Source organism: Sphingomonas sp. Leaf407 (assembly GCF_001425385.1).
In the GTDB taxonomy this organism is placed as follows: domain Bacteria; phylum Pseudomonadota; class Alphaproteobacteria; order Sphingomonadales; family Sphingomonadaceae; genus Sphingomonas.
This window is the reverse complement of sequence record NZ_LMQO01000002.1, coordinates 495,546-521,725: the sequence shown is the minus strand read 5'-3', so window position 1 is coordinate 521,725 and position 26,180 is coordinate 495,546. Positions and strand designations below refer to the sequence as shown.

23 protein-coding genes are annotated in these 26,180 nt (G+C 68.5%); 15 read left to right on the top strand and 8 right to left on the bottom strand.

Translation table 11 applies throughout. The features are described 5' to 3' along the window. The first annotated feature begins 247 nt into the window (after positions 1-247). From ASG37_RS08755 to ASG37_RS08740, 4 genes are read left to right on the top strand one after another with little or no spacing between them, the layout of a single operon-like run. Entirely contained in the window at positions 248-1,357 is a 1,110-nt protein-coding gene (locus tag ASG37_RS08755; RefSeq protein WP_055758353.1) for an S-(hydroxymethyl)glutathione dehydrogenase/class III alcohol dehydrogenase, read from the top strand. A 58-nt stretch (positions 1,358-1,415) separates the two neighbouring features. After that, a complete protein-coding gene (locus tag ASG37_RS08750) occupies positions 1,416-2,426 on the top strand; it encodes an aldo/keto reductase (protein ID WP_055758350.1) in 1,011 nt (336 codons plus the stop codon). Continuing rightward, on the top strand, positions 2,423-3,154 hold the full coding sequence (locus ASG37_RS08745; RefSeq protein ID WP_055758347.1) for an SDR family oxidoreductase: 732 nt from the start codon (positions 2,423-2,425) through the stop codon (positions 3,152-3,154). Before ASG37_RS08750 ends, ASG37_RS08745 begins: the two co-directional genes overlap by 4 nt. Then, on the top strand, positions 3,151-3,498 hold the full coding sequence (locus tag ASG37_RS08740; RefSeq protein ID WP_055758345.1) for an L-rhamnose mutarotase: 348 nt from the start codon (positions 3,151-3,153) through the stop codon (positions 3,496-3,498). The genes ASG37_RS08745 and ASG37_RS08740 overlap by 4 nt, the downstream gene beginning before the upstream one ends. A gap of 41 nt (positions 3,499-3,539) precedes the next feature. Here ASG37_RS08740 and manD read toward each other — a convergent pair whose 3' ends face one another. After that, entirely contained in the window at positions 3,540-4,787 is a 1,248-nt protein-coding gene (manD, locus tag ASG37_RS08735; protein ID WP_156349082.1) for a D-mannonate dehydratase ManD, read from the bottom strand. Positions 4,788-4,894: 107 nt separating this feature from the next. Between manD and fucP the strand changes: the two genes are divergently transcribed. Genes fucP through dacB form a run of 3 tightly spaced genes read left to right on the top strand, consistent with a single transcriptional unit; the run spans position 4,895 to position 8,860 of the window. After that, the gene (gene fucP / locus ASG37_RS08730) at positions 4,895-6,220 is read left to right on the top strand and encodes an L-fucose:H+ symporter permease (protein ID WP_082448138.1); all 1,326 of its coding nucleotides are present in this window, start codon (positions 4,895-4,897) and stop codon (positions 6,218-6,220) included. 34 nt (positions 6,221-6,254) lie between these two features. Next, positions 6,255-7,493, top strand: coding sequence for a dicarboxylate/amino acid:cation symporter (locus ASG37_RS08725; RefSeq protein WP_055758343.1), 1,239 nt, complete (start codon positions 6,255-6,257; stop codon positions 7,491-7,493). Continuing rightward, positions 7,490-8,860, top strand: coding sequence for a D-alanyl-D-alanine carboxypeptidase/D-alanyl-D-alanine-endopeptidase (gene dacB / locus ASG37_RS08720; RefSeq protein WP_055758342.1), 1,371 nt, complete (start codon positions 7,490-7,492; stop codon positions 8,858-8,860). The genes ASG37_RS08725 and dacB overlap by 4 nt, the downstream gene beginning before the upstream one ends. Here dacB and ASG37_RS08715 read toward each other — a convergent pair. The 4 genes from ASG37_RS08715 to ASG37_RS08700 form a co-directional block, all read right to left on the bottom strand. After that, complete coding sequence (locus tag ASG37_RS08715) at positions 8,855-10,297, bottom strand: MFS transporter (RefSeq protein ID WP_235525154.1); 1,443 nt, start codon at positions 10,295-10,297, stop codon at positions 8,855-8,857. The genes dacB and ASG37_RS08715 overlap by 6 nt on opposite strands. Then, positions 10,294-11,223 carry a DUF808 domain-containing protein gene (locus ASG37_RS08710; RefSeq protein ID WP_055758339.1) on the bottom strand — a complete coding sequence of 310 codons (930 nt, stop codon included), beginning with the start codon at positions 11,221-11,223 and terminating at the stop codon, positions 10,294-10,296. The genes ASG37_RS08715 and ASG37_RS08710 overlap by 4 nt, the downstream gene beginning before the upstream one ends. Before the next feature lie 75 nt (positions 11,224-11,298). Then, positions 11,299-12,342 (bottom strand): glycosyltransferase family 4 protein, encoded by a 1,044-nt coding sequence (locus tag ASG37_RS08705; RefSeq protein WP_055758336.1) that lies wholly within the window; start codon positions 12,340-12,342, stop codon positions 11,299-11,301. Continuing rightward, positions 12,339-13,211 (bottom strand): UDP-2,3-diacylglucosamine diphosphatase, encoded by an 873-nt coding sequence (locus ASG37_RS08700; RefSeq protein WP_055758333.1) that lies wholly within the window; start codon positions 13,209-13,211, stop codon positions 12,339-12,341. Before ASG37_RS08700 ends, ASG37_RS08705 begins: the two co-directional genes overlap by 4 nt. Before the next feature lie 275 nt (positions 13,212-13,486). On the opposite strand from ASG37_RS08700, the gene ASG37_RS08695 reads away from it, so the two are divergent. Together ASG37_RS08695 and ASG37_RS08690 are read left to right on the top strand one after the other, a co-directional pair. Beyond that, entirely contained in the window at positions 13,487-14,173 is a 687-nt protein-coding gene (locus ASG37_RS08695) for a class I SAM-dependent methyltransferase (protein WP_235525153.1), read from the top strand. Positions 14,174-14,198: 25 nt separating this feature from the next. Beyond that, the gene (locus tag ASG37_RS08690; RefSeq protein WP_055758327.1) at positions 14,199-14,810 is read left to right on the top strand and encodes a hypothetical protein; all 612 of its coding nucleotides are present in this window, start codon (positions 14,199-14,201) and stop codon (positions 14,808-14,810) included. 740 nt (positions 14,811-15,550) lie between these two features. Here ASG37_RS08690 and ASG37_RS08685 read toward each other — a convergent pair. After that, positions 15,551-17,203, bottom strand: a complete 1,653-nt coding sequence (locus tag ASG37_RS08685; RefSeq protein ID WP_055758325.1) for an aminotransferase class III-fold pyridoxal phosphate-dependent enzyme — start codon at positions 17,201-17,203, stop codon at positions 15,551-15,553. A gap of 35 nt (positions 17,204-17,238) precedes the next feature. Here ASG37_RS08685 and asd point away from each other — a divergent pair, with 35 nt between their 5' ends. Next, positions 17,239-18,123, top strand: coding sequence for an archaetidylserine decarboxylase (gene asd / locus ASG37_RS08680; protein ID WP_235525152.1), 885 nt, complete (start codon positions 17,239-17,241; stop codon positions 18,121-18,123). Between the two features lie 107 nt (positions 18,124-18,230). On the opposite strand, the gene ASG37_RS08675 is transcribed toward asd, so the two are convergent. Next, a complete protein-coding gene (locus ASG37_RS08675; RefSeq protein ID WP_055758322.1) occupies positions 18,231-19,604 on the bottom strand; it encodes a sensor histidine kinase in 1,374 nt (457 codons plus the stop codon). A gap of 139 nt (positions 19,605-19,743) precedes the next feature. Further along, positions 19,744-20,397, bottom strand: coding sequence for a response regulator transcription factor (locus tag ASG37_RS08670; RefSeq protein ID WP_055758783.1), 654 nt, complete (start codon positions 20,395-20,397; stop codon positions 19,744-19,746). Between the two features lie 113 nt (positions 20,398-20,510). Between ASG37_RS08670 and ASG37_RS08665 the strand changes: the two genes are divergently transcribed. Genes ASG37_RS08665 through ASG37_RS08645 form a run of 5 tightly spaced genes read left to right on the top strand, consistent with a single transcriptional unit; the run spans position 20,511 to position 26,137 of the window. Further along, positions 20,511-21,584, top strand: a complete 1,074-nt coding sequence (locus ASG37_RS08665) for an ABC transporter substrate-binding protein (protein WP_055758319.1) — start codon at positions 20,511-20,513, stop codon at positions 21,582-21,584. After that, positions 21,581-23,083 carry an OprO/OprP family phosphate-selective porin gene (locus ASG37_RS08660; protein WP_055758316.1) on the top strand — a complete coding sequence of 501 codons (1,503 nt, stop codon included), beginning with the start codon at positions 21,581-21,583 and terminating at the stop codon, positions 23,081-23,083. The genes ASG37_RS08665 and ASG37_RS08660 overlap by 4 nt, the downstream gene beginning before the upstream one ends. Before the next feature lie 26 nt (positions 23,084-23,109). Beyond that, entirely contained in the window at positions 23,110-24,411 is a 1,302-nt protein-coding gene (locus ASG37_RS08655; protein ID WP_055758313.1) for a CitMHS family transporter, read from the top strand. Next, a complete protein-coding gene (locus tag ASG37_RS08650) occupies positions 24,411-25,448 on the top strand; it encodes an AbrB family transcriptional regulator (protein WP_055758310.1) in 1,038 nt (345 codons plus the stop codon). Before ASG37_RS08655 ends, ASG37_RS08650 begins: the two co-directional genes overlap by 1 nt. A gap of 17 nt (positions 25,449-25,465) precedes the next feature. Further along, entirely contained in the window at positions 25,466-26,137 is a 672-nt protein-coding gene (locus ASG37_RS08645; RefSeq protein ID WP_055758307.1) for an alpha/beta fold hydrolase, read from the top strand. The last annotated feature ends 43 nt before the right edge of the window (positions 26,138-26,180 follow it).

Genomic DNA, 26,180 nt, shown 5'->3' with positions numbered 1-26,180 from the left:
AATGGCTTCCCAATCCGCTCCCCTCCCTGGAAGGGAGGGGTTGGGGGTGGGTTGGCCGGTTGTGGAGCGCGTACGTTTCCTCGCGGGCCGACCCACCCCCAACCCCTCCCTAGTCAGGGAGGGGAGCCGCCAAGAGCCATCGTCTGGCTGAATGTCGATCGGCCTTAGCCCACCGGCGGCGGCGCGTCCCCCCTTGCCGTTCCCGGTCGCTCGCCGCTACCCCACGCCCAACCTCAGGAGACATCCCATGAAGACCCGTGCCGCCGTCGCCTTCGAAGCGAAGCGCCCGCTCGAAATCGTCGAACTCGACCTCGAAGGCCCCAAGGCGGGGGAAGTGTTGATCGAGATCATGGCGACCGGCATCTGCCACACCGACGCCTATACCCTCGACGGGCTGGACAGCGAGGGGCTGTTCCCCTCGGTGCTGGGCCACGAAGGTGCCGGCATCGTCCGCGAAGTCGGCGCGGGCGTGACCAGCGTGGCGGTGGGCGATCACGTCATCCCGCTCTACACCCCCGAATGCCGCCAGTGTAAATCGTGCCTGTCGGGCAAGACCAACCTGTGCACCGCGATCCGCGCCACCCAAGGCAAGGGGCTGATGCCCGACGGCACCACGCGGTTCAGCTACAAGGGCCAGCCGATCTATCATTACATGGGCTGCTCGACCTTCTCGAACTTCACCGTCCTGCCCGAGATCGCCGTTGCCAAGATCCGCGAGGACGCCCCGTTCCAGACGAGCTGCTATGTCGGCTGCGGCGTCACCACCGGCGTCGGCGCGGTCGTGAACACCGCGAAGGTCGCGCCCGGCGACAATATCATCGTGTTCGGTCTGGGCGGCATCGGCCTCAACGTGTTGCAGGGTGCGCGGATGGCCGGCGCGAACCTGATCGTCGGCGTCGACATCAATCCCGACCGCGAGGAATGGGGCCGCCGCTTCGGCATGACCCATTTCGTCAACCCGCGCGAGGTGGCCGGCGACCTTGTCCAGCATCTGGTCGCGCTGACCGACGGCGGTGCCGACTATACCTTCGACTGCACCGGCAACACCGACGTAATGCGCCAGGCGCTGGAGGCGTGCCATCGCGGCTGGGGCACCAGCATCATCATCGGCGTGGCCGAAGCGGGCAAGGAAATCGCCACCCGCCCGTTCCAGCTCGTGACCGGACGCAACTGGCGCGGCACCGCGTTCGGCGGCGCGAAGGGGCGGACCGACGTGCCGAAGATCGTCGACTGGTACATGAACGGCAAGATCGAGATCGACCCGATGATTACCCACGTCCTCTCGCTCGACGAGATCAACAAGGGCTTCGACCTGATGCACGCCGGGGAAAGCATCCGCTCGGTCGTCGTCTACTGATCCTTTCGTTTTGACAGGTGAAATTTCTTCGCGAATATAAGCGGAGAGAGGACAGCGCATGACGTCTGGGCAACCGCCCGCCCCGCTTGGTTTCGGCGGGGCGGCGATCGGAAATCTGTATCGACCGATCGGCGACGATGCCGCGCGCGGCGCGGTCGCCGCCGCATGGGACGGCGGCATCCGCCGGTTTGATACCGCGCCACACTATGGCTTCGGCCTGTCCGAACGCCGGCTGGGCGCGGTGCTCGCCGACCTCGACCCCGGCGGCACCGCCCATGTCTCGACCAAGGTCGGCCGCGTGCTGCAACCCGTCGCGCCAGACGCATTGTCGGGAGAGCGGCAGGGCTTCGTCTCGCCCGAACCGGTCGAAAGCGCGTTCGATTACAGCCGCGACGGCGTGCTGCGGTCCTTCGGGGAGAGCCTGCACCGGCTGCGCCGTGACCGGATCGACCTGCTGCTCGCCCACGATCTCGGGGCGATGACCCACGGCGCGGATCACCCGGCGATGCTCGCGACCTTCCTCGACGGCGGCTACCGCGCGATGCGCGACCTGCGCGACGCGGGCAGCATCGGCGCAATCGGCATCGGCGTGAACGAGATCGCGGTGTGCGAGGAACTGCTCGACCGGGTCGAGCTGGACGCGATCCTGCTCGCCGGGCGCTACACCCTGCTCGAACAGGCGGCACTCGATTCGCTGCTGCCGCGCTGCCGGTCGCTCGGCGTCGAGATCATCATCGGCGGCCCCTATAACTCGGGGATTCTCGCCACCGGCACCGGCGGCGACGCCCGCTACAATTACGAATTGGCACCGCCCGACGTGGTCCGCCGGGTCGATGCCATCGCCGCGATCTGTCAGCGCCACGCCGTGCCGATGGCCGCCGCCGCGCTGCAATTCGTCCAGGCCCATCCGGCGGTTGCCGCCGTCATCCCCGGCATGGCGACTCCCGATGAAGTCGCCGATACGCTGCGGCTCGCCCGCCTGCCGCTGCCCCCCGCCCTGTGGCACGACCTGATCGACGCCGGTCTGGTTCGCGCCGACGCCCCCCTGCCCATTTCGGAGCCTGCATGACCCGTCTTTCTGGCAAGACCGCCATCGTCACCGCCGCCGCGCAAGGCATCGGCCGCGCCGCCGCCGAACTGTTCGCCCGCGAAGGCGCGCGGGTACTGGCACTCGACATCAATGGCGATGCGCTGGCGACGCTGGCGGGCTGCGAGGGGCATGTCGTCGACCTGCTCGACCCTCAAGCGATCGAGGCGTTCGCGGCCCGGGTCGGCGCGGTCGACATCCTCTTCAACTGCGCCGGCTTCGTCCACGCCGGCACGATCCTGACCACCGAGGAAGCCGACTGGGACTTCTCGTTCGACCTCAACGTCCGCGCGCAATATCGCCTGATCCGCGCGCTGCTGCCGGCGATGATCGATGCGGGCGGCGGGTCGATCGTCAACATGTCGTCGGTCGCCAGCCATGTGATCGCGGTGCCCAACCGCTTCGTCTATACCGCGTCGAAGGCGGCGGTGATCGGCCTCACCAAATCGGTCGCGCTCGATTTCGTGGGCTCGGGCATCCGCTGCAACGCGATCTGCCCCGGCACCGTCCAGTCGCCCTCGCTCGAGGAGCGCATGGCCGCGACCGGCGATGCGGAGGCGGCGCGCGCGTCGTTCACCGCGCGCCAGCCGATGGGGCGATTGGGCCGGGCGGAGGAGATCGCCGAACTGGCGCTGTATCTCGCCTCCGACGCCTCGTCCTACACCACCGGCGCGGTGCATGTGATCGACGGCGGCTGGTCGAACGCATGACCGGACAGGTTCTGACACTGGACCTGATCGACGACGCGGCCGCGATCGCCGAATATGATCGCTGGCATAGGCCCGGCAACGTGCCCGCCGCCGTGCTGGCGGCGATCCGCGCGGCGGGGATCGCCGGGATGGAAATCTATCGCACCGGCAACCGGCTGGTGATGGTGACGCGGACCACGCCGGACTTCGACCCCGCCGCCAAATCGCGGGCCGACGCCGCCGATCCGGCGGTGATCGCATGGGAAGCGCGCATGGGGCAGTTCCAACGCGCGCTGCCCCACGCCCCGGACGGCAGCCGCTGGACGCCGATGGCGCGCATCTTTGCGCTCAGCGACCACCCGTGACCCGCCCCGGCCCGATCGGACGACCGGGCCGGGCTATGGCATCACCAGTGCCACAGCGTCCCGTCGACCAGCCGCGCGACCGGCAACTGCTTCGGGCTATAGGGATATTTCGCTGCCAGCGCCTCGTCGATGTCGACACCGTGGCCCGGCGTGTCGCCAACCTTCAGATACCCGTCCTCGAACCGGTAATCGTGCGGAAAGACCTCGTCGGTTTCGGGCGCATGCGCCATATATTCCTGGATGCCGAAATTCGGGACCCAGGTGTCGAAATGCAGCGCCGCCCCCATGCACACCGGCGACAGGTCGGTCGCGCCATGGCTGCCGGTGCGGACATGGTAGAGCGAGGCGAGATCGGCGATCCGGCGCAACTGGGTGATGCCGCCGGCATGGACCACGGTCGCGCGGATATAGTCGATCAACTGCTCCTCGATCAGCGTGCGGCAGTCGTGGATCGAATTGAACACCTCGCCCACCGCCAATGGCGTGGTGGTATGCTGGCGGATGATGCGGAACCCCTCCTGATTCTCGGCCGGGGTCGCATCCTCCATCCAGAACAGGTTGTACGGCTCCAGCGCCTTGCCCAGCCGCGCCGCCTCGATCGGGGTCAGCCGGTGGTGGACGTCGTGGAGCAGCTCGATCTCGTCGCCATGCGCCAGCCGGATCGCCTCGAACAGCTTGGGAGCATGGCGCAAATAGGCGGGCGTCGACCACAAGGTCTCCTGCGGCAGCGCGCCGCCCGCCGGTTCGTAGATCTTGCCCGCGCCCGACCCGACGCCATAGGCACCCTTAACGCCGGGCACCCCCGATTGCGCCCGGATCGCGCGATAGCCCAGCGCGCGGTAATGGGCGACGGTATCGACCGTCTCCGCGATGTCCGTGCCATTGGCATGGCCGTACACCAGCACGCCGTCGCGCGACCGGCCGCCGAGCAACTGGTAGAGCGGCAGCCCGGCGACCTTCGCCTTGATGTCCCACAGCGCGGTATCGACCGCCGCGATCGCGGTCATCGTCACCGGCCCGCGCCGCCAATAGGCACCGCGATACAGATACTGCCAGACATCCTCGATCCGGTGCGCGTCGCGCCCGATCAGGACGGGGACGACATGCTCGGTCAGATAGGCGGCGACCGCCAGTTCGCGCCCGTTCAGCGTTGCGTCGCCGATGCCGTACACCCCCTGATCGGTTTCGATCTTCAGCGTGACGAAATTGCGCCCCGGACAGGTCACGATCACCCGCGCGTCGCGAATGACCAGCGGTGCGCCGGGCGCGGGATTGGATCGACCTGTCATCGTGCGACTCTCCTGGTATCATGCGGGCATCGTCGTGCGCCTGCGCCATTCGTTAGCGCTAACAACCCGAAGAATGAACCCGGAAATCGCCGGGTCGAGAGGATGCCATGCCGATCCCGACCATTCCCGTCCCGCCCCCGCCCGGACCGTCGCCCGATGGCGGGCGTCATCCGTTCATCACGCCGGGCTATCGCACCGGCTTCGTGGTCATCGTCAGCCTGTTCCTGCTGTGGGCGGTCGCCAACAACTTCAACGACATCCTGATCCGCCAGTTTCAAAAGGCGCTGGCGCTCAACCGGGCGGAAGCGGGGTTCATCCAGTTCGTCTTCTACCTCGGCTATTTCGTCATGGCGTTGCCCGCCGGGCTGGTGATGCGCCGCTTCGGCTATCGTGCCGGCATCCTCGCGGGGCTCGGATTCTATGCGCTGGGGGCGGTGCTGTTCTATCCCGCGGCGGAGGTGCGGGTGTATGGCGCATTCCTCGGCGCGCTGTTCGTCATCGCCGCCGGCGCGGCGTTCCTCGAAACAGCGGCCAACCCCTATATCGTCGCGTTCGGCGATCCGGCCCGCGCCGAACAGCGGCTCAATCTGGCGCAGGCGTTCAACGGGCTGGGCGCGACGCTCGCCCCCAGCCTCGGCGCATGGTTCATCTTTTCGGGCGTCGAACACGATGCCGCGACGCTGGACGCGATGAACGCCGCCAGCCTCGACGCCTATCGCGCGGCCGAGGCGCAGATGGTGCAGCTCCCTTATCTGGTGCTGGCCGGAGTCGTGGTGCTGGTGGCGGCGGTGGTCGCGGTCGTCCGCCTGCCGCCGATCGCGCATGACGCACCCGGCGGCACGCTGCGCGGGATCGGATCGGTCTGGCGGGTGGGGGCGCTGCGCGGCGCGGTGATCGCGCAATTCTTCTATGTCGGCGCGCAGGTCGGCGTGTGGAGCTTCTTCGTCGATTTCGTCAAGGCGATCAGCCCGGCGACGTCCGAACGCCAGGCCGCCTATTATCTGTCGATCAGCCTGTTGCTGTTCATGATCGGCCGCCTCGCCGGCGCGGCGCTGATGCAGCGGATCGCGGCGGTGCGGCTGCTCGCGCTGTTCGCCATCGCCAATATCGTGCTGACGCTGGTCGCCGCCTTCACCGGCGGCACCGTCGCGATCGGGGCGTTGCTGCTCACCGGCTTCTTCATGTCGATCATGTTCCCGACGATCTTCTCGCTGGGGCTGCGCGATCTGGGGCCGCAGGCGACCTTGGGCGCGCCGCTCATCATCATGGCGGTGATCGGCGGCGCGCTCTTCCCGCCGCTGATGGGCTGGCTCAGCCGGGGTGCCTTTACCATCCAGCATGCGATGCTGCTGCCCTGCCTCGCCTTCGCCGTCGTCCTAGCGTTCGCGGTATGGATGCAGCGAAGGGTGGCATCGCCGCAGTGCGCAGCCTAGCATCGCCGCCGGGGACCCAAGGGGGAGTGGCGGATTGAAGGGGTGGTTCGCTATTCCGTTGTGGCGGCGGGTGCTGGGCGGCCTCGCGCTCGGGCTGCTGCTCGGGCTGTTCTGGCCGCAGGCCGCGCCGGCGGTCGCGGTCCTCGGCGACCTGTTCGTCCGGGCGATCCGCATGCTGGTCGCCCCGATCGTGCTGGTGACGATCGCCGCCGGAATAACCCAACTGGCCGATCCGGGCAGGCTGGGGCGGATCGGTGGGCGCACCGCGCTACTGTTCGCCGCGACGACGCTGGTGGCGGTCGGCGTCGGCATCGCCACCGCGCTGCTGGTCCGGCCCGGCGTCGGCGCGGGCGTCGGCGGCGCGACACCGCAAGCCCTCGGCACGATCGCCACCCCCTATGCGCAACTGGTCGGCATCGTGCCGCTCAACATCGTCGAGGCACTGGCGAAAGGCGACATGCTCGCGCTGATCTTCGTCGCGATCCTGACCGGATGCGGCACGGTGCTGGCCGGGGAAGCCGGCGCGCCATTCGCCCGGCTGCTCCAGTCGCTGTCGGCGGTGTTGCTACGCATCGTCACGCTGGTGATGGAGGCGACCCCGTTCGGGGTGTTCGCGCTGATCGCCAATGCGGTGGCGAGCGGCGGCGCGGCGGTGTTCGTCCATATCGGCTGGCTGGCGCTGGCGGTGCTGATCGGGTCGCTGGTGCAACTGACGGTGGTTCACGCCACGCTGGTGCGGCTGGTCGCGCGGCTGCCGGTGCGACCCTTCTATGCGAAGATCGTCGACGCGCTGGTCGTCGCCTTTTCGACCGCATCGTCCTCGGCGACGTTACCGGTGGCGATGCGGATCGCGGGCGAGCGGCTGGGGATCGCGCGGCCGGTCTATTCCACCGTGCTGCCGCTGGGGGCCAGCATCGGCAAGGACGGGACGGCGATGTATGTCGGGCTGCTCGCCACCTTCGCGTTGCAGGCGTTCGGCGTGCCGCTGACGCCAGCGGTCCTGGTGACGGTATGGCTGACCGGCGCGCTGGCGGCGTTCGGCACCGCGCCGGTCCCGTCGGCGTCGCTGTTCATGCTCGCCACCGTGCTGTCGGCGGTGGGCGTGTCGGCGGAGGCGACCGCGCTGGTCGTCGGCTTCGTCCTGCCGTTCGACCGGCTGCTCGACATGACGCGGACGGTGCCCTCGGCCAGCGCCAACCTTGGCGTGGCGCTCACCGTCGCGCGGATCGAGGGCGCGCTCGACCATGATGTCTATCTGGAGCGACGCCGATGAGCGTCGTCCTCGCGCTCCTGCTGGGTGCCGCATCGGTCGAGACGCAGGTCCGCCAAGTGCTGGCGGAGGCTCCGGCGGGCACCCGCTTCGGGCTGGTCGTGGTCGACGATCAAGGCACCGAACACATCGCCATCGCCCCCGACGACCGGTTCGTGCCGGCGTCGAACACCAAGATCTTTACCACCGCCGCCGCCTTCGCGACGCTGCCGGTCGACGGGCCGGATAGCGCGGCGACCGGGGTCCGGCTGGAGGGGGACGACGTCGTGCTGGTCGGCGCGGGCGATGCACGGCTGTCGGCGGCGGCGGATTGTGTCGTCGACTGTCTCGCGACGCTGGCCGATGCGGTCGCCGCGCGGACGCGGCGGGTGGGCGATGTGATCGGCGACGACAGCGCCTTTCCCGATCAGCGCTGGTCGCCCGGCATGGCGTGGAACAACATCCCCACCCGGTCGGGCACCGGCATATCGGCGCTGAGCCTCGACGACAACGAACTGACGCTGACGGTGCGTGCCGAGGGCGGCGGCGTGACGGTGGCGGGTCCGCGCTATTACCGGATCGAGTCGCGTATAGTGCCGGGGCCGCGCGGCGCGATCGGCGTCGACCGGATGCCGGGGAGCGACCTGCTGCGCATCCATGGCACGATCGCGCCGGGTACGGTCGAGACGATCCGGGTCGGGATCGACGATCCGGCACACTATGCGGCATGGACCTTCGCCGCGATGCTGCGGGCGCGCGGCGTGGCGGTGCGCGGGCATATCGGCGTGCGCCACCGGCCATGGCAACCGGGCGACAAGCGCGCGGTCGTGCAGCGCACCGCGCCGCCGGCGATGCTGGCGACCACCGCCCCCGCCCCGTTGCTGGACGACCTGCGTGTCACCAGCAAGACCAGCCAGAACCTGCACGCCGAACTGCTGCTGCGCCGGATCGGCACGGTACGCGGCGGCGGGTCGATCGGCGACGGGATCGCGCGGATCGCGGCGCTGCTCGAGGCGGCGGGCGTGCCACGCACCGCATGGGACCTGTCCGATGGGTCGGGCATGTCGACCTACAACCGGGTATCGCCGCGCGCGATGGTGCGGTTCCTGCGCTGGATCGACGGCCAGCCCTGGGGAGCGGCATGGGGGTCGACGCTGCCGATGGCGGGGGTCAACGGCACGCTCGCCCGGCGGTTTCAGGGCACGGCGCTCGCCGGGCGGCTGTCGGCCAAGACCGGATCGCTGTCGGGCACCTCGGCGCTGGCGGGCACGATGACCGCCGCGAGCGGACGGCGACTGACCTTCGCCTTCTATGCCAACGACATTCCCGAGGGCGGTTCGGCTACAGCGATCATGGACCGCGCGCTGCTGACCGCCGCCGCCGCGCTATGACGCCGGTTTCGCTCGGGCGACGAACGGCACGAACAGGATCGCGGCGAGGCTGAGCAGCGCCGAGAGCAGGAAGAACCCGTCATAGCCGATCGCCACCACCATGCCGCCCCCGGCACCGGCGAGCAGGCGCGGCAACAGAAAGGCGAACCCCGACAGAAAGGCATATTGCGCGCCCGCGAAGCGCGGATCGACCAGCAGCGACAGATAGACGACGAACACCGCCGCCGCCATCGCATTGCCGAACTGATCGGCGGCGGTGGCGAGGTACAGCCAGGCGTCGACCGGCGGGCGATGCGCCAGCCAGACGAAGCCGAGGTTGCCGATCGCGGCAAACAACGCGCCCATCGCCAGCCCCCGGCCGGGCGACCAGCGCGCGGCGATCCACCCGCCCGCGCCGATGCCCGCGATCGTCGCGGCGAACGCGACATAGCTGTCGGCCAACCCGATCTGCGTCAGGCTGTAGCCGAGCGAGCGGATCATCGGCTTCGACAGGTTCACCGCCAGCACGTCGCCCATCCGGTAGAGCGAGACGAACGCCAGCAGCACGAGCGCCATGCGGTCATAGCGGCGGAAGAATTCGACATAGGGTCCAAGCGCGAGCGAGGTTCGCAGCCGGGACGTGGGGCCGGCACGCCGGATGCGCGGCAGGGCGATCGCCATCGCGACGAACGGCAGCATGCAGGCGAGCAGGACATAGGGGGTGACGTTGGTCGCCGCGCCGATCCCGGCGGCGCTACCCGCCGCGACGACGCCCCAGGTGATCCCCCCGGCGATGAGCGCCACGACGGTCAGGATCGCGGCGCTCGCCAGCAGACCGGTGAGCAACGCCACCGCGCGGGGACCCTCCCCCTTCGTCATGGCGATGAGCGGAAACGGCAGCAGCGCGCCACCGGCGACGACGAGATAGGCGATGCCCCACCCGCCGCGATCGGCAAGGAGCAGCGCGCCGCTGCCCGCCGCGACCATTGCCGAGCGATAACCCCACAGGTTCGCCGCCGCGATCGGCCCCTGCAAGTCAGGCGTCGGCGCTTGTTCGATCCGCCACGCATCGACCGCGATGTCGAGCGTCGTCGTCCAGAAGGCGAGCAGCACCGCATGGCCTGCGGTCAGCCGCAGGTCGCGCGGATCGCTGACCCCCAGCCCGACCAGCGCGGTGGCGATGCCGAGCAGCGCCAGCAATATCCATCCGCGCCGCCGCCCCCAGCAGCGCGCGAAACCCGGCACGTCGTAGCGGTCGAGCAGCGGTGCCCACAGGAACTTGGCGCTGGGCAGCAACTGTACCCATGCGAAGAAGCCGATGACGACCAGCGCCGCCCCCGCCGCCTGCAACCGCAGCGCGAGGACCGTCGAGAACATCACGAGCGGCAGGCCGCTCGCGAAGCCGAGCAGCGCGAATAGCGGCAGGCGGCCGGGCGATGCCGGCCGAGCGATGCTCAATGCTTGCGCGGGATCAGGTGCAGCGCACCGACGACGATCCCGCCGACGATGATGCCGACCACCGCCGACAGCGCGGCGTTGACGATCCATGCGACCACCCCGCCAATCGCGGGCAGGGCTTGTGCAGCATGATGCGCGGTGTCGTGGATCAGGTGCGGCAGGGTGACGAGGCCGAATTCCTCCATGCCGTGCACGATGATCTGCCCGCCGACCCACAGCATCGCCGCCGTGCCGATCAGCGCCAGCGCCTTCAGCAGCACCGGCATCGCCTTCACCAGCCCGCGCCCGATCGTCTGCGCGACCGCGCTGCTCCGTTTGGCGAGGGCGAGGCCGATGTCGTCCATCTTCACGATCAGCGCGACCGCGCCGTACACCCCGGCGGTTATCGCGATACCGACCGCCGCCAGCACCACCGCCTGCATCCCGATGCCCATGTCGGGCAGTTCGGCGAGCGCGATCGCCATGATCTCACCCGACAGGATCAGGTCGGTGCGGATGGCACCTGCGACCTGCCGGTTTTCTAGTTCGACCGGATCGGTGATGGTCGCCGCTTCATCGGCTTCGTGGCCGCCGGTGAACGATCCGATGATCTTGTGCGCCGCTTCGTAGCACAGGAACGCGCCGCCGATCATCAGGATCGGGGTGATCGCCCATGGCGCGAACGCGCTGAGCAGCAGCGCGGCAGGCAGCAGGATCAACAGCTTGTTCTTGAGCGAGCCCATCGCGATCTTGCCGATGATCGGCAGTTCGCGCGCCGGCGAGAGCCCCACGACATAACGCGGCGTCACCGCCGCGTCGTCGATCACCACGCCCGCCGCCTTGGCCCCGGCCCGCCCGGCGGCCGCCGTCACATCGTCGAGCGACGCCGCCGCCAGCTTCGCGATCGCCGCGACGTCATCGAGCAGAGCCACCAATCCACCGGCCATCGCCTGTTCCCCTTGTCCGTTGGCGGACGTGGTAGCGCTCAAGATGCTGCGACGCCACGAAAAGCGTCGGCGGGACTATGGCGCAGGGGCGGGCACCTGTGCGTCGACCAGATTGCCGACGAACTGGTCGGTGCAGCGCGACCAGCAATAGCCGCTGCCGATGCGGGCACAGGCGTCGCGATCGGCAGTGAGCGCGAGGGTGACGGCGCTGGCCAGATCGTCGTCGATCGCGCCGATCCGCTCAAGGCCGCCGCCCATCCCGTCGGTGCCGATGACGTCGAGCGGGCCGGGCACGGGATAGCCCGCGACCGGCGTGCCGCAGGCCAGCGCCTCGATCATCACCAGCCCAAAGGTGTCGGTGCGGCTGGGGAACACCAGCACATCGGCGGCGCGGTACGCGGCGGCGAGCGCCGCGCCCTGCTTCACCCCGACGAACCGGGCGAGCGGATAGCGCCGTTCGAGGTCGGCGCGCGCCGGGCCGTCGCCGACCAGCAGTTTGGTGCCCGGCACGTCGAGCGCGAGGAACGCCTCGATATTCTTTTCGATCGCGATCCGCCCGACATGCAGCAGGATCGGGCGCGGCAGCGTCGCGAGGTCGAGCTGCCCGCCATCAGGCTTGAACAACGACAGGTCAACGCCCCGCGACCAGCGACGGGTATGGTCGATGCCGTGCCGGCCAAGCGATTCCGCGACGCGGGCGGTGGCGGTCATCACCCCGCTGGCTCGCGCATGGAAGCGGCGCAGGAACGGCCAGAACAGCCCGGCGGGCAAATGCGTGCGCATCGCCAGATATTCGGCGAAATTGGTGTGGAACGACGTGGTGAAGCGCGCGCCGCGCGTCTTGCACCAGCCACGCGCCGCCCAGCCGAGCGGGCCTTCGGTCGCGATATGGATCGCATCGGGCCGGAACGCCGCCAGCCGGTTGCCGAGTTCGGTGCCGCAGCCCAGCGCGAGGCGGATTTCGGGATAGCCGGGGCAGGCGCGGGTGGCGAAGCCGTCGGGGGTGAATGCCTCCACCACATGGCCGCGCTGCTGCAACCGGCCGATCGTCGTCTGAAGCGTGCGGACGACGCCGTTGACCTGCGGGGTCCACGCATCGCTGACGATCGCGATCCTCATGCGGTGGCGACCGCCCGGGGCGGCGCGAGCGCGGTTGCCGGGGCGGCGGCGAGATCCCTGCCCCATGTCTCCGCCCGCCAGTCGATCAGCGACATGGCACCCGTATGATCCTCGACCAGCGCGGTGCAGCTTTCTACCCAGTCGCCGTCGTTGTAATAGGTGATGTCGCCGATCTGGCGGATTTCGGCGGTGTGGATATGGCCGCACACCACCCCGTCGACGCCGTGTTCGGCGGCGGCGTGGGCCACCGTTTCCTCGAACCGGCCGATGAAGTTCACCGCGTTCTTGACCCGGTGCTTGGCATAGGCCGACAGCGACCAATAGGGCAGGCCGAGCTTGCGCCGTCCGAAGTTCCAGACGCTGTTGGCCTTGAGCAGCGCGGTATAGGCATAGTCGCCAAGGAAGGCGAGCCAGCGGGCATAGAGCACCACGCCGTCGAACTTGTCGCCGTGAAGCACCAGCAGGCGGCGGCCGTCGGCGGTTTCGTGGATGTCCTCCTCGACCATCTCGACGCCGCCGAATTCGAGGCCGACGTAATCGCGGAACGCCTCGTCATGGTTGCCGGGGATGTAGATGACGCGGGTGCCGCGACGCGCGAACTTCAGGATCGAACGGATCACGTCGTTGTGCGCCGAGGGCCAGTACCAGCCTTTGCGGATCTGCCAGCCGTCGACGATGTCGCCGACCAGGTACAGCGTCTCGCATTCGATCGAATGGAGGAAATCGACCAGTTGCACCGCGCTGCACCCCGGCGTGCCAAGATGCACGTCGGAAATGAACACGGTACGATAGGACCGCTTCGGTCCTTCGACCTGATAGGATTGCGGATCGTTGATCCAGTCCGGCACCTTGCGCGCCAGTGATGTCATGATCGATCGATCGGACTTTTTTGCGACCGGACGAACTTCCGTCCGGGATATTGTGGTCGTCGTCATCGTTTGCCTCCACGATAGCGGACCGGACATCCGTCCTTGTTGCTATCGATCTAGCGGCATCGCGCGACAGTATTGTTGCGCGGCGATGACGTGTACTTGCATCAAACTGAAACCTTGGCGACTTCATACCGCCATCGCGGTGTCATCGAACCGCGTCACCCTTTTTCGTCGGACCGCCGTGACGGCGCTGACGTGAGGGAATGTACGTTTTGGCTCAGGAATTGAACCGCGTCGGCGTGGCCAGCGCCTATGACCGTTGGGCACCGATCTATGACCTGGTGTTCGGGCCGGTGTTCCGCCGCGGCCGGCGCGCCGCGATCGACGCCGCCGAGCAGGTGGGCGGCCGCATCCTCGAAGTCGGGGTCGGCACCGGCATCTCGCTGCCGCATTACCGCACCGACAGCCGGATCACCGGAATCGATATTGCCGACCAGATGCTCGACAAGGCGCGCGACCGCGTCAAGCGGCTGAACCTGACCCAAGTCGAGCGGATCGCGATCGGCGATGCCGAGGCGCTGGATTTCCCCGATGCCTCGTTCGACGTGGTCGTCGCGCAATATGTCGTGTCGGCGGTGCCGCATCCCGACCGGGCGCTCAGCGAGTTCCTGCGCGTGGTGCGGCCCGGCGGGCTGATCGTCATCACCACCCGGCTGGGGGCGGAAACCGGCATGCGATCGAAGATCGAGCGCGCGCTGATGCCCGTCACCAGCCGGCTGGGCTGGCGCACCGACTTCCCGTGGTCGGTCTATGGCGACTGGGCGCTGCGCCATCCGAACGCCGAACTGGTCGAGCGCCGCCCGCTCCCGCCACTCGGCCATTTCTCGCTCGTCTGTTTCCGCCGCACCGCCGACGGACAGGACAATACACCTACGCTCGCGCACGCCGCGACCGCCTGAACCCCCCTTGCACAAGGCTGCTACGATGTCCGGTTTCAAGGAAGCGTTGAAGGAACAGCGGTGGGACGATCACCGCTATTACCACCACAGCATCATCAACCAGGCGCTGCATTTCGTCAGCGCGACGACGTTCCTGATCGCCTATGTCGTGGTGTGGATCGATCCCGCCGTCGCCAGCCTGCTCGGCTGGCTGGTGGCGATGACCGCGCGGCAATCGGGCCATTTCTTCTTCGAGCCCAAGACCTACGATCACCAGAACCAGGCGACGCACGCGCACAAGGAGGAGATCAAGGTCGGCTACAACCTGTTCCGCAAGATCGTGTTCATGGGGCTGTGGGCGGCGACGCCGATCCCGCTGCTGATCGACCCGACCTTCTTCGGGCTGTTCGAGCCGCATGTCGGCTTCGTCGGGTTCCTGCGCCATCTGGCGCTGCTGTGGCTGGGCTTTGCGGTCGGGGGATTGCTGTTCCGGGTGGTGCAGTTGTTCGTGCAGCGCGACGTGATGACCGGTCTTGTCTGGGCGACCAAGATCATCACCGATCCGTTCAACGACTTCATACTGTATCGCAAGGCGCCGGTGCAGTTGTTGAAGGGTGCGCGGATCGATACCGACCTGCAGGAAGCGGCACGGCACTAAGCGCGCCGGGCAAGGGGATAGCGTAGCTATCCCCTTGCCGCACGAGGCGCGCTCCGGCCGGCGGCGCGAAAAGTGCCGCCCGACGCCACGGGCTTTGCCCGTGGCGGGTCGTTTCGCGGAAGTTTACACGGTTTTCGGGAAATGGGCGGTGGCGACCGGAGTCGTTGCCGCCAAGCTATTGTTTTGGATGGAAAATTCCCGCCAGAACGCAGTTCCGAAGTTTACACTAAGTTTACACAAACTTACACAAAGCTTACACTTTCCGGCCGGTTCTTTACGAATACAGGGTAGTTCGAGCCGCCCCTGCATCCATCAGCCATGGAAAGTCGTCGCAGCGCGGGCCGGTGTTTCGCGCGGCTCCTGTCGCGCGCGATCAGCGGCAGATTCCAGCCTTCGCCGGGATGACGTCCGGTCTCAGGGCCGATCGACATTCAGCTCGTCCGGTGCAGTCCGTAGGTAAAAATACCACCCTCTTTCGTCACTCCGGACTGGTTCCGGGGTCCACCTGGCCGCGAACGCTGTCGCAAGTGGCTCGAACGGCATCGATCGCTGCACGGTGGACCCCGGAACCAGTCCGGAGTGACGGAAATGGTCTATGCGGGCGTCACGGACGATTGAATGTCGATCGGCCCTAGGGATCGTGCCCGGTTCCGGGAATCACGCCGGGGGCGACCGGGAGGATCGACGATGCGAAAGAACAGTCGTCACCGTGGCACATCCTGCGCCGTGTAGGACAGCCCTCACCCCCGCCCGAACCGCCTTGCCAGCGTTTCCTTGAGCACGGTGCGGCGCAATGTCTTGTTGGTGGTGCCGGGCGCGGTCCACCACCAGCCGTCGGCCTGCATCACCTTCGCGGCGGCGACGAAGCGCGCCACGACCTCGGCGAACGCCGCGTCGTCGTAATCGAGGCTGAAGATCAGGCGGCCGGTGCCGACCCAGCTCAGCGCCAGCCCCTGCGCGCGCAGATAATATTGCAGCATCCAGTTGTAGCGTGACGGCACGGTGTAGCCGATCGTCCACACCGTCTGCATCCCCGCCGCGTTCACCGGCAGGCCGGCGTCGGCCATCGCCGCATTGAACTGCGCGAGGCGGGCGTCCCAGCGGGCGTCGACGCCGTCGTACATCGCCTGCACTTGCGGCGAATCGAGGCGTTCGAGGAACACGTCCATCGCCCCCATCACATAAGGGTGCGCGTTGAACGTGCCCCGGGCGAAACAGATGTCGGCGGGGCGATCGGTACGGAAACGGGTCATCAGGTCGGCACGGCCGCACAGGACGCCGACCGGCAGGCCGCCGCCCAGCGTCTTGCCATAGGTCACCATGTCGGGCTGGACGCCGAACGCCTCGGCCATGCCGCCCTTCGCCAGACGGAAGCCCATGAACACCTCGTCGAAGATCAGCACCACGCCGGCCTTCGTGCAGACGTCGCGCAGCCTGACCAGCCAGTCGCGGTAGGCGGCACGGTCGAGGTGGGCGGTGCGGCTGCTGTCGATCAGCGTGCCGTCGGACGGTGCGCCCTTGTTCGGGTGGAGCGCCTGCAACGGGTTCACCAGCACGCAGGCGATGTCCTTGCGCGTGGCAAGGACGTGGAGGGTGCGCTCGGACATTTCCGCCAGCGTCAGCGTGTTGTCCTGCGGCACCGGGTTGCCGATGCCGGGCTGCACGTCGCCCCACCAGCCGTGATAGGCCCCTGCGAAGCGGACCACGCGGCGGCGGCGGGTGTGATAGCGCGCGAGGCGCACCGCCTGCATCACCGCTTCGGTGCCCGACATGTGGAACGAGACTTCATCCATGCCGCTGATCGCCTTGAGGCGGGCGACGTTGGCGGTGATGAGCGGGTGATAGCTGCCAAGCACCGGGCCAAGCTCCGCGACGCGCGCGCTCCCGTCCGCGATGCACGATTTGTAGAAATCATGGCCGAACAGGTTGACGCCGTAGGAGCCGGCAAGGTCGTAGAAGACATTGCCGTCGAGGTCGGTGACGGTGACGCCCGCCGACGATTCGCAGAACGCCCCGGTCGCCAGCCGGTCGCGGACCAGCGCGCTGAACTGGAACGGCACGCGGTAGCGGCCGGTGAATTGCAGGTCGGAGAGGCCCTCGCGCAATTCCTTCGTCGCGGCGACAGTTTTGGCGAACCGCTCGGCATAGAGCGCGGAGAGGCGATCGAAGCCGGCGCGGCGCTGCGCGGCGATTTCGGGCGGGGCGTCGTCGGCGGCGAAGAAACGCGCGTCGTCATAGTCGTAGAACGCGATCTGACGGGCGATGCGCTGGCCCCAGCGGACATGGCCGGTGAGCGAGCCGTGCTTGGCGCGGCTGAGCGCGAGGCGGGTGCGCCCCCTGGTGGCGACGAGGCCGGCGGTGCCGGCGGCGAGAGCGAGAACGAGCGGCGACATGGCTGACGCGAATATGACCCGATGGCGTAGTATTGATGACGGTGATGGAACAGACGTCGCCCAACCCGCTCGCCCGGATGATCGCCAGGCTGACCGCGATCGAATCGCTCAACTATGCCGCGACCAACTGGCTGCCGCGCCGGACGCTGACCCGGGCGATAGGCCGGTTCAGCAAGATCGAGCAGCCGCTGGTGGCGAAGGCGTCGATCGCGGTGTGGCGGACGTTCAGCGCGGTCGACCTGTCCGATGCGGCGGAGACGCGCTGGCCGTCGATGCACGCCTGTTTCATCCGGCGGTTGCGGCCCGGTGCGCGGAGCTTCGCGGCGAATGCGAATCAGATCGCATCGCCCTCCGACGGGATCATCGTCGCGAGCGGGCGGATCGATGGCGACAGCATCGTGCAGGCCAAGGGGCAGCGCTATTCGATTGCCGAACTGACTGGGGGTGAGGGCGACGCCTATATCGGCGGGAGCTTCGTGACGCTGCGGCTGACGGCGGGCATGTATCACCGGTTCCATGCGCCGCAGGACGGGACGGTCGACCGGGTACGCTATTTTCCGGGCGATTGTTTCAACGTGAACCCGCCCGCGCTCAAACGGGTCGAACAGCTGTATTGCCGCAACGAGCGCGCGACGGTGCGGCTACGGCTGGACGATGGCACGCCGGTGTTGCTGGTGCCGGTAGCGGCGATCCTGGTGGCGGCGATCCGGCTGACGTTCCTCGACACGGTCAAGCTGCTGCGCGAGCGGGAAGAGCCGGTGGCGACGTGCGATGCGCGGCTGGAACAGGGCGAAGAGATGGGGTGGTTCGAGCATGGCTCGACGATCGTGATGCTGCTGCCCGCGCCGTACCGGCTGGCCGAAGGGGTCGCGACCGGCGACCGGGTATGGGCGGGGAACGTGCTGTTCGCGCGGGGGTGAAACCCCTATCCGTCATTCCCGCGCAGGCGGGAATCCATATACGCCGACGTTCATGCTGGAGTCGCGACGGCAGCGGTTATGGATTCCCGCCTGCGCGGGAATGACGGTTATGGGGCGGGAAAGCGCAGCGTCACGCGCAGGCCGGGCTGGGCGTCTGACAGGTCGACGCTGGCGGCCATGCGTTCGGCCGCCGAGCGGACCACCGCCAAACCCAGACCGCTGCCGTCGGGGCCGTCCGCCGGCCCCAGCCGGACGAACCGCTCGAAGGCGCGGGTGCGATCGGCGGCGGGGATGCCGGGGCCGTCGTCACGGACGATCAGCAGCACCGCATCGGGGGTCAGCGCCAACGCGATGGTCACGGTGCCGCCGCGCGCATTGTAGCGGATGCCATTGTCGATCAGGTTGCTCACGATCTCGAACAGCAGCGACCAATAGCCCGCGACGACGAAGCTGCGGTCGTCGGCGGCGTCGAGTTGCAGGTCGACCCCCGCCTCGATCCCCTGCGCGATGCGGCGCGAGATGACGGCAGTGGCGACCTTGCGTAGATCGACCTGTTCGAACGGCGCGGCGGCCCCGGCTTCCTCGGCGCGGGCGAGCGACAGAAGCTGGGTGAGCAGCCGTTCGAGCCGGGTGACGGCATCGCCGATCTCGTCGAGCGCATCGGCCTCGCCGCGCCGGGCGAGCGCCACTTGCAGTTTCAGCACCGACAAGGGGGTACGCATCTGGTGCGAGGCGTCGGCGGTGAAGCGGCGGGTAGCGGCGGTCGCGGTGTCGAGCTGCGCCAGCAGCCGGTCGAAGGCGGTGGCGAGCGGACGAAGTTCAACCGGGAGCGGCCCCGGATCGAGCGGCGAGAGGTCGGGCAGCGCGCGGCCGTCGCGCACCTCCACCGCGCCGCGCAGGCGGGCGAGCGGGCGCAGGCTCCAGCCGAGCGCCGGGCGCAGCAGCAGCACGGCGATGCCGACCAGCAGCAGCTCGCCGACCAGCAGCGCCACGACCAGCCGCCGGGTCAGCGCGGCGCGGTTGTCGAGCGTTTCGGCCACCTGCACCACCACCGGCTGCGCAATCGCGGGGAGCGCGCGGCGGACCTCGGCGATGCGGATGCGCTGACCGCGATAGGTGGCGAAGCGGAAGCGCGGCACATCGGTCGTCAAATCGGCGGGATCGGGTGCGGGAAGATCGGCATAGCCGGTGAGCAGATCGCCGCCGACGGCGATACGGTAATAGACGTTGTCGCGCTCGCCGTTCTCCAGCATGCCGAAGGCGGCGGGCGGCAGGTCAAGCGTCACCTCACCGCGTTCGACCTCGACCGTTTCGGCGATCGCACCCAGCGCGCCGCCCAGCACGCGGTCGTTGGTGCGGCGCACGACGTCGGCGATCAGCGTCGCGCCGACCAGCGCGACGACGACCGCGACCAGCGCGAGCGGGCCGAGCATGGCGGCGAGCAGACGGGTGCGCAGCGCGATGGCGCGGGGGGCGGGCATCAGGGGACCATGGCTCCCCTCCCTGACGGGGAGGGGTTGGGGGTGGGTCGGCCGGTTGGTTGGCGATGCGGTCCCTCGCAGGCCGACCTACCCCCGGCCCCTCCCTTCCAGGGAGGGGAGGCATCAGGCATCATCCCCCTCACCCCGCGTCCAGCAGATAGCCGACGCCGCGCACCGTGCGGATCTGCGGGCCGTCGGGGGCGAGCTTGGTGCGCAGGCGGGTGACGTTCACCTCGATCGCGTTGGGGCCGACCGGTTCGTCATAGCCGAACACTTCGGACAGCAGCAGGTCGCGCGGCACCACCTGTCCGGCGCGGGTGGCGAGTGTGTCGAGCACCGCCCATTCGCGGCGGCGCAAGTCGAGGGTGCGTGTCCCAACCTGCGCGGTGCCGGTCGAGCGGTTCAGGACCAGTGTGCCCACGCTCAGTTCGGGCACCGGATCGCCGCCGCGCCGGCGGCCAAGCGCGCGGACGCGGGCCTCCAGTTCTTCCGGCTCGAAGGGTTTGCGCAGATAATCATCGGCGCCGAGGTCGAGGCCCCGCACCCGGTCGTCGAGCGCATCGCGCGCGGTCAGCATCAGCACCGGCACGCGCTCGCCGCGCCGGCGCATCTCGCGCAGCACGGTGAAGCCATCGATGCCGGGCAGCCCGACGTCGAGGATCGCCAGCGCATAGGGTTCGCCGCCGACCACCTCCAGCGCCTCCTCGCCCGACGCGACATGGTCGACCGCATGGCCGCCGCCGCGCAGCAACGCGGCGATGCTGCGGGCGAGCGCGGCGTCGTCCTCGATCATCAGGATGCGCAAAAATGCCTCGGGGCATGAAAGGTTGCTGACAGCTTCACCACGTATCGCATCATTCCAGCTTATCCGATCCAGAGAAACGGAAAAGCACGAGAGGAACCGGGATGCGCAAGATCCTATTGTCATTGGTGATCGTTGCAGGCGTGGGCGTCCCCGCCGCCGCGCAGCAGCGCCCGACCGGCTATCCCCGTTCCTATGACGCGCTGATCGCCGCCGCGAAGGCCGAGGGCGGCGCGATCGTCTACGGCAATGCCGATACCGCCGAATTGGCGAGCGTGCTGGCGGCGTTCCGCAGCACCTATCCGGGGGTGCGGGTGCGCTATGCCGACCTCAATTCGATCGACATCTATCGCCGGCTTGTCATTGAGACGCGCTCGGGCAAGCGCTCGGCCGACCTTGTCTGGTCGTCGGCGATGGATTTGCAGGTCAAGCTCATCAACGACGGGCTGGCGCAGGCCTATGCCAGCCCCGAGAAGCCCGCGCTGCCACCCACCGCGGTGTGGAAGAACATGGGCTATGGCGTCACCGCCGAGCCGATCGGCATCGTCTACAACCGGCGGCTGATCCCTGACACAAAGATGCCGCGCAGCCATGCCGCGCTGACGCAATTGCTGGGTGCGCGGGCGAAGCTGTTCACCGGGCGGGTCACAACGTTCGATCCGGCGCGCTCGAACGTCGGCTATCTGTATCTGACGCAGGACATGGCAGCGACGCGCGACACGCGCGACCTGCTGGCCGCGATCGCCGCGACGAAGCCGGTGCTGGCGGCCAATACCGAACCGATGCTGGCGGCGGTGGCGGCGGGCAGGCAGGCGATCGCGTACAACGTCATCGGTTCCTATGCGCTGGAACGGGCCAAGAGCGACCGGCGAATCGGCGTGGTGTTCCCCAGCGACTATACGCTCGTCACCTCGCGCATCGCGTTCGTGCCGCGTGCCGCGCGCGCGCCGGCATCGGCCAAACTGTTCCTCGATTTCCTGCTGTCGCGTCGGGGGCAGAGCCTGCTCGCGCGTGCCAGCCTGTGGCCCGTGCGCACCGACGTACCCGCCCGGCGGCTGCCGCCGGCACAGGCACGGCCGATCCGCGTCGGCCCGCAACTTCTCGTCAATCTCGACCGCATCACCCGCCAGCGCTTCCTGCGTGAATGGCGCAGGGTCCTTACCGGAGCTTCGCAATGAGACATTTCGCTAGTGGCTGCGCCTTCGTCGCGCTGACCGTCGCCACCCCGGCGCTGGCCCAGACGCCGACCCTGGCCGAACTGGTGCGGCAGCAGGCGGCGGAAATCCAGACGCTGCGCGCGCGGCTCGACCGGATCGAGGGGCAGCAGAGCGCCGCCGCGCCCGCGCCGACGACCACGACCGTCCCGACCGCGCAACTGGCGCAACAGGGCGCCGACCCGGCGCTGCTGCTGCCGCAGACCGCCAACCCGCAGCCGCGCCGCACCGTGCCGTTCGCACCGCAGCTCGCCCCCCCCGGTCCGGCCGACCGCGACGTTACCCAGGCACAGGCGGCGCGCGACAACCCGTCGGGGCTGACCACCGAATGGGGCGCGGGGCTGCCGGTGTTCCATTCGGCCGATGGCGTCTACACCTTCAAGCCGCGCGGGCGCATCCTCGCCGACGTCAGCTCGACCTTCGGGTCGGACTATGGTGCGCGCAACATCACGACCACCGGCATGCGCGCGCTGCGCCTCGGCCTCGAAGGCGGGGTCGGTACGCATTTCTTCTACCAGTTCGAGATCGATTTTTCCGAGAACGACGTCGATGTCGTCACCGCCTTCATGGGGTGGCGCAACCGGATCGCGCCGGGGATCGATTACGACGTGCGCGCCGGGCACCTGTTCAACGATCGCGGGTTCGAGGGGTCGACGGGGTCGGATTCGACGCCGTTCCTCGAACGCACCACGGTTGCGACCGCGATCATCCCGCAGCGTGGTTTCTATGGCGTGGGCATCATGCCGCGTGTGTTCTGGAAGACGGGCCACGCCTCGCTGACCGTCACCGGCGACCGCATCGACGGGGCACAGGCGGTGGCCGACGGGCGCACCGTGCTGGCGCGCGCGCACTGGAACCCGATCAAGACGCCCGACAGCGTGCTGCATCTGGGCGCGTGGGGCTTCGATGAATCGCTCTCCCCCGCCAACACGTCGCTGACGCGCAACACGGTGATCGGCGGGCGCTTCAACGGGGCGTTGCGCGTGTCGTCGGGGCCGCTGCTGGGCGGCACCGGCACCACCGGCTACGGCCTTGAACTCGGTGGCTACAAGGGGCCGGCGTGGCTGATGGCCGAGGCTGGCCGGCGCGAAGCGCGCACGGTCGCCAACGGCGATTTCGACAGCAAGGCATGGAGCATCTCGGGCGGGTTCTTCCTGACCGGCGACCTGCCGCCGTACAATCCGCGGCTGGGCAGCTTCGGCCAGCCCAAGGTGAAGCGCCCGACGTTCGACGGCGGCCCCGGCGCGATCGAGCTGACCGCGCGCTACGAAAGCCTCGACTATACCGACCTGCTGACCGGCGGCGAGGGCTGGGCCGCGACGCTGGGCGTCAACTGGTATCTCAACAGCTTCACCCGCTTCCAGTTGAACGGCATCCACTGGAACACCGACAACCGCACCGGCGCCTATACCGGCCAGGACAGCGGCCAGACCATCAGCGGCCGCGTGGCCGTCACCTTCTGATCCCCCCACATCCCGGAGACACTGACATGAGCCTCGCCCTGCTTGGCTTCGCGATGGTGGCGGTCTTCATGACCCTCATCATGACGAAGAAGATGACGCCGCTGGTGGCGTTGATCGTCATCCCCACGATGTTCGGCGTCATCGCCGGACAGGCGGCGGGGCTTGGCGACATGATGATCGACGGCATCAAGAACCTCGCCCCCACCGGCGTGATGCTGCTGTTCGCGATCCTGTTCTTCTCGACCATGACCGATACCGGCCTGTTCGACCCGCTGGTCGGAAAGCTGATCCGGCTGGTGCATGGCGATCCCTTGCGCATCCTGCTCGGCACGGTCGCGCTGTGCGCGGTCGTCAGCCTCGATGGCGATGGGTCGACGACCTATATCATCACCATCGCCGCGCTGCTGCCGCTCTACAAACGCTATGACATGAACCGGCTGTACCTGTGCTGCCTGTTGATGCTGACCAGCGGCATCATGAACCTGACGCCATGGGGCGGGCCGACCGCGCGCGCGGCCAGCGCGTTGAAGCTCGATCCGGCCGAGCTGTTCCTGCCGCTGATCCCCGGCATGCTCGTCGGCCTCGGCGCGCTGCTCGCGCTCGCCTTCTGGTTCGGCAAGAAGGAACGCCGCCGCATCGGCCATGTGAAGGCCAACCAGCCGACCGAGTTCACCGGCATGGCGGTATCGCAATATCCCGAGGCGCGCCGGCCGCACCTGATCTGGTTCAACGGCGCGCTGGTCGTGGCGCTGCTGACGCTGCTGGTGTGGGGCATCCTGCCGCTGTCGGTGCTGATGATGATCGCCTTCGCCATCGCGATGATCGTCAACTATCCACAGGTCGCCGAACAGAAGGAGCGGATCGCCGCGCATGCCGGCAACGTGCTGTCGGTCGTCTCGCTGATCTTCGCCGCCGGCATCTTCACCGGTATCCTGTCGGGCACCGGCATGGTCGAGGCGATGAGCAAGGAAGTCGTCGGCTTCATCCCGCCCGCGTTCGGGCCGTATATGGCGCCGATCACCGCGCTCCTCTCGCTCCCCTTCACCTTCTTCATCAGCAACGACGCTTTCTACTTCGGGATGCTGCCGATCCTTGCCGAAGCGGGATCGCATTACGGCGTGTCGCCGATGGCGATCGCGCGTGCGTCGCTGATGGGGCAGCCGGTGCATCTGCTCAGCCCGCTGGTCCCCTCGACCTATCTGCTGGTCAGCCTTGCGGGTATCGATCTGGCCGATCACCAGAAGTTCACGCTGCTCCCCGCGATCGGGGTGTGCGTGGTGATGACGATCGTCGGCATGATCGCCCTCGCCTTCCCGTTCGTGGCGTAATGAACGGGGACGCCGCCTCGATTACCTTGCGCTTCCTCGCCGCGCTGGCGGTGGGGGGTGCGGGCGGGGCGGCGTTCGATGCGGCCGGTGCGCCGTTGCCGTGGGTGCTGGGGTCGATGGCGGCCTGCGCGGTCGCCAGCGTCGCCGGCGCGCCGATCCGCGCGTCATCGGCGACAAGGCGGCCGATGGCGGCGGTGATCGGGGTGGTGCTGGGCAGCAGCTTCCATCCGGGGCTGTGGGCGCAGGCGCGGGAATGGATCGTGCCGCTGCTGTGCCTGCCGTTCTTCCTCGGAAGCGCGGCGATCCTGTGCGTCACCTATTTCAAGCGCGTCGCGAAGTTCGATCCGGCCACCGCCTATTTCGCAGGCATGCCCGGCGGCATCGCCGAGATGGTGTTAATGGGGGCCGACCGGGGGGCGGACGAACGCGCGATCGGGCTGATCCACGGTGCGCGTATCTTTCTGGTGGTGTTCACCTTGCCATGGGCGCTGCACCTGATCCGGCCGGGCGAGACGGCGGTGGCGGCCACGATCGGCGGCGGGGCGTTCGCATGGAGCCTGTTGCCATGGGCCTTGGGCTGCATGGCGATCGGCCTCGTCGTCGGGCGGGCGCTGCGGCTGCCGGCGTGGCACTTGATCGGCCCGCTGGCGGTGAGTGCGGCGGTGCATGTGACCGGCTTCAGCGATTTCCGCATTCCCGCCGCGGTGGTCGCCGCCGCGCAGGTCGGATTGGGTGCGACGATCGGCTGCCGCTTCGTCGGGCTGACCCTGCCCGTCTTGCTGCGCACGCTGGCACTGGCGGCGGGGTCGACCGCGATCCTGCTGGGGCTGACTGCGCTATGGGCCTGCGCCATCGCCTATCTTACCGGGTTCGATCCCGTCCTGCTGACGCTGGGCTATTCGCCCGGCGGGCTGGCGGAGATGAGCATGGTCGCGCTCGGCCTGTCGCTCGAACCCGGGTTCGTCATCGTCCATCACCTGACGCGCGTCGTGCTCGTGCTCGTCGCCGCCCCCCTCGCCTTTCGCCCTGCCCGCTGAGTCTGGAGATACCGGCCATGGAAGCCCCGCTCGTACCGTTGATGCTGCTGCCCGCGATGGGATGCGACGGGAGGCTCTGGGCGCACCAGATCCTCGATCTGGCCGATGTCGCGGCCCCCGAGTTCAACGATCTGTCGCAAGACGACACGCTGGAGGCGATGGCCGCGCGCGTGCTGGCGCAAGCGCCGCCGCGCTTCGCGGTCGCCGGGGTCAGTCTGGGCGGCTATGTCGCGATGGAGATGGTGCGGCAGGCGCCCGACCGGGTGGTGCGCATCGCCCTGTTCGGCACGCGCGCGTCGATGGACGTGCGCAGCCGGACGGTGGGCGAACAGGGCATGCTGGCCACCGCGCCGCACGCCGACCCCTCGCTCAGCCCGATCGTCAGCGGCCCGGCACAGGCGATGGCCGAGCGCGTCGGCGCCACCGTGTTCGAACGGCAGCGGCGCGCGCTGCTCGAACGGCCTGACATCAGCGACGCGATCGGCGCGATCCATGTGCCCACGCTGGTGGCGGTCGGCGACCGCGACCGCATCTGCATGCCCGACGATGCGCGCGCGCTGGCACGGCGCATTCCGCATGCCGAGTTCCGCATCCTGCGCAACTGCGGACACCTCTCCCCGCTCGAACGGCCGGGCGAGGTGACGATGCTGCTGAACGACTGGCTGCACGACCGGCGATCGGTGCGATAATCAATATTTCGGGACGAACAGGCCGAATCGTCCCGAATTCGCA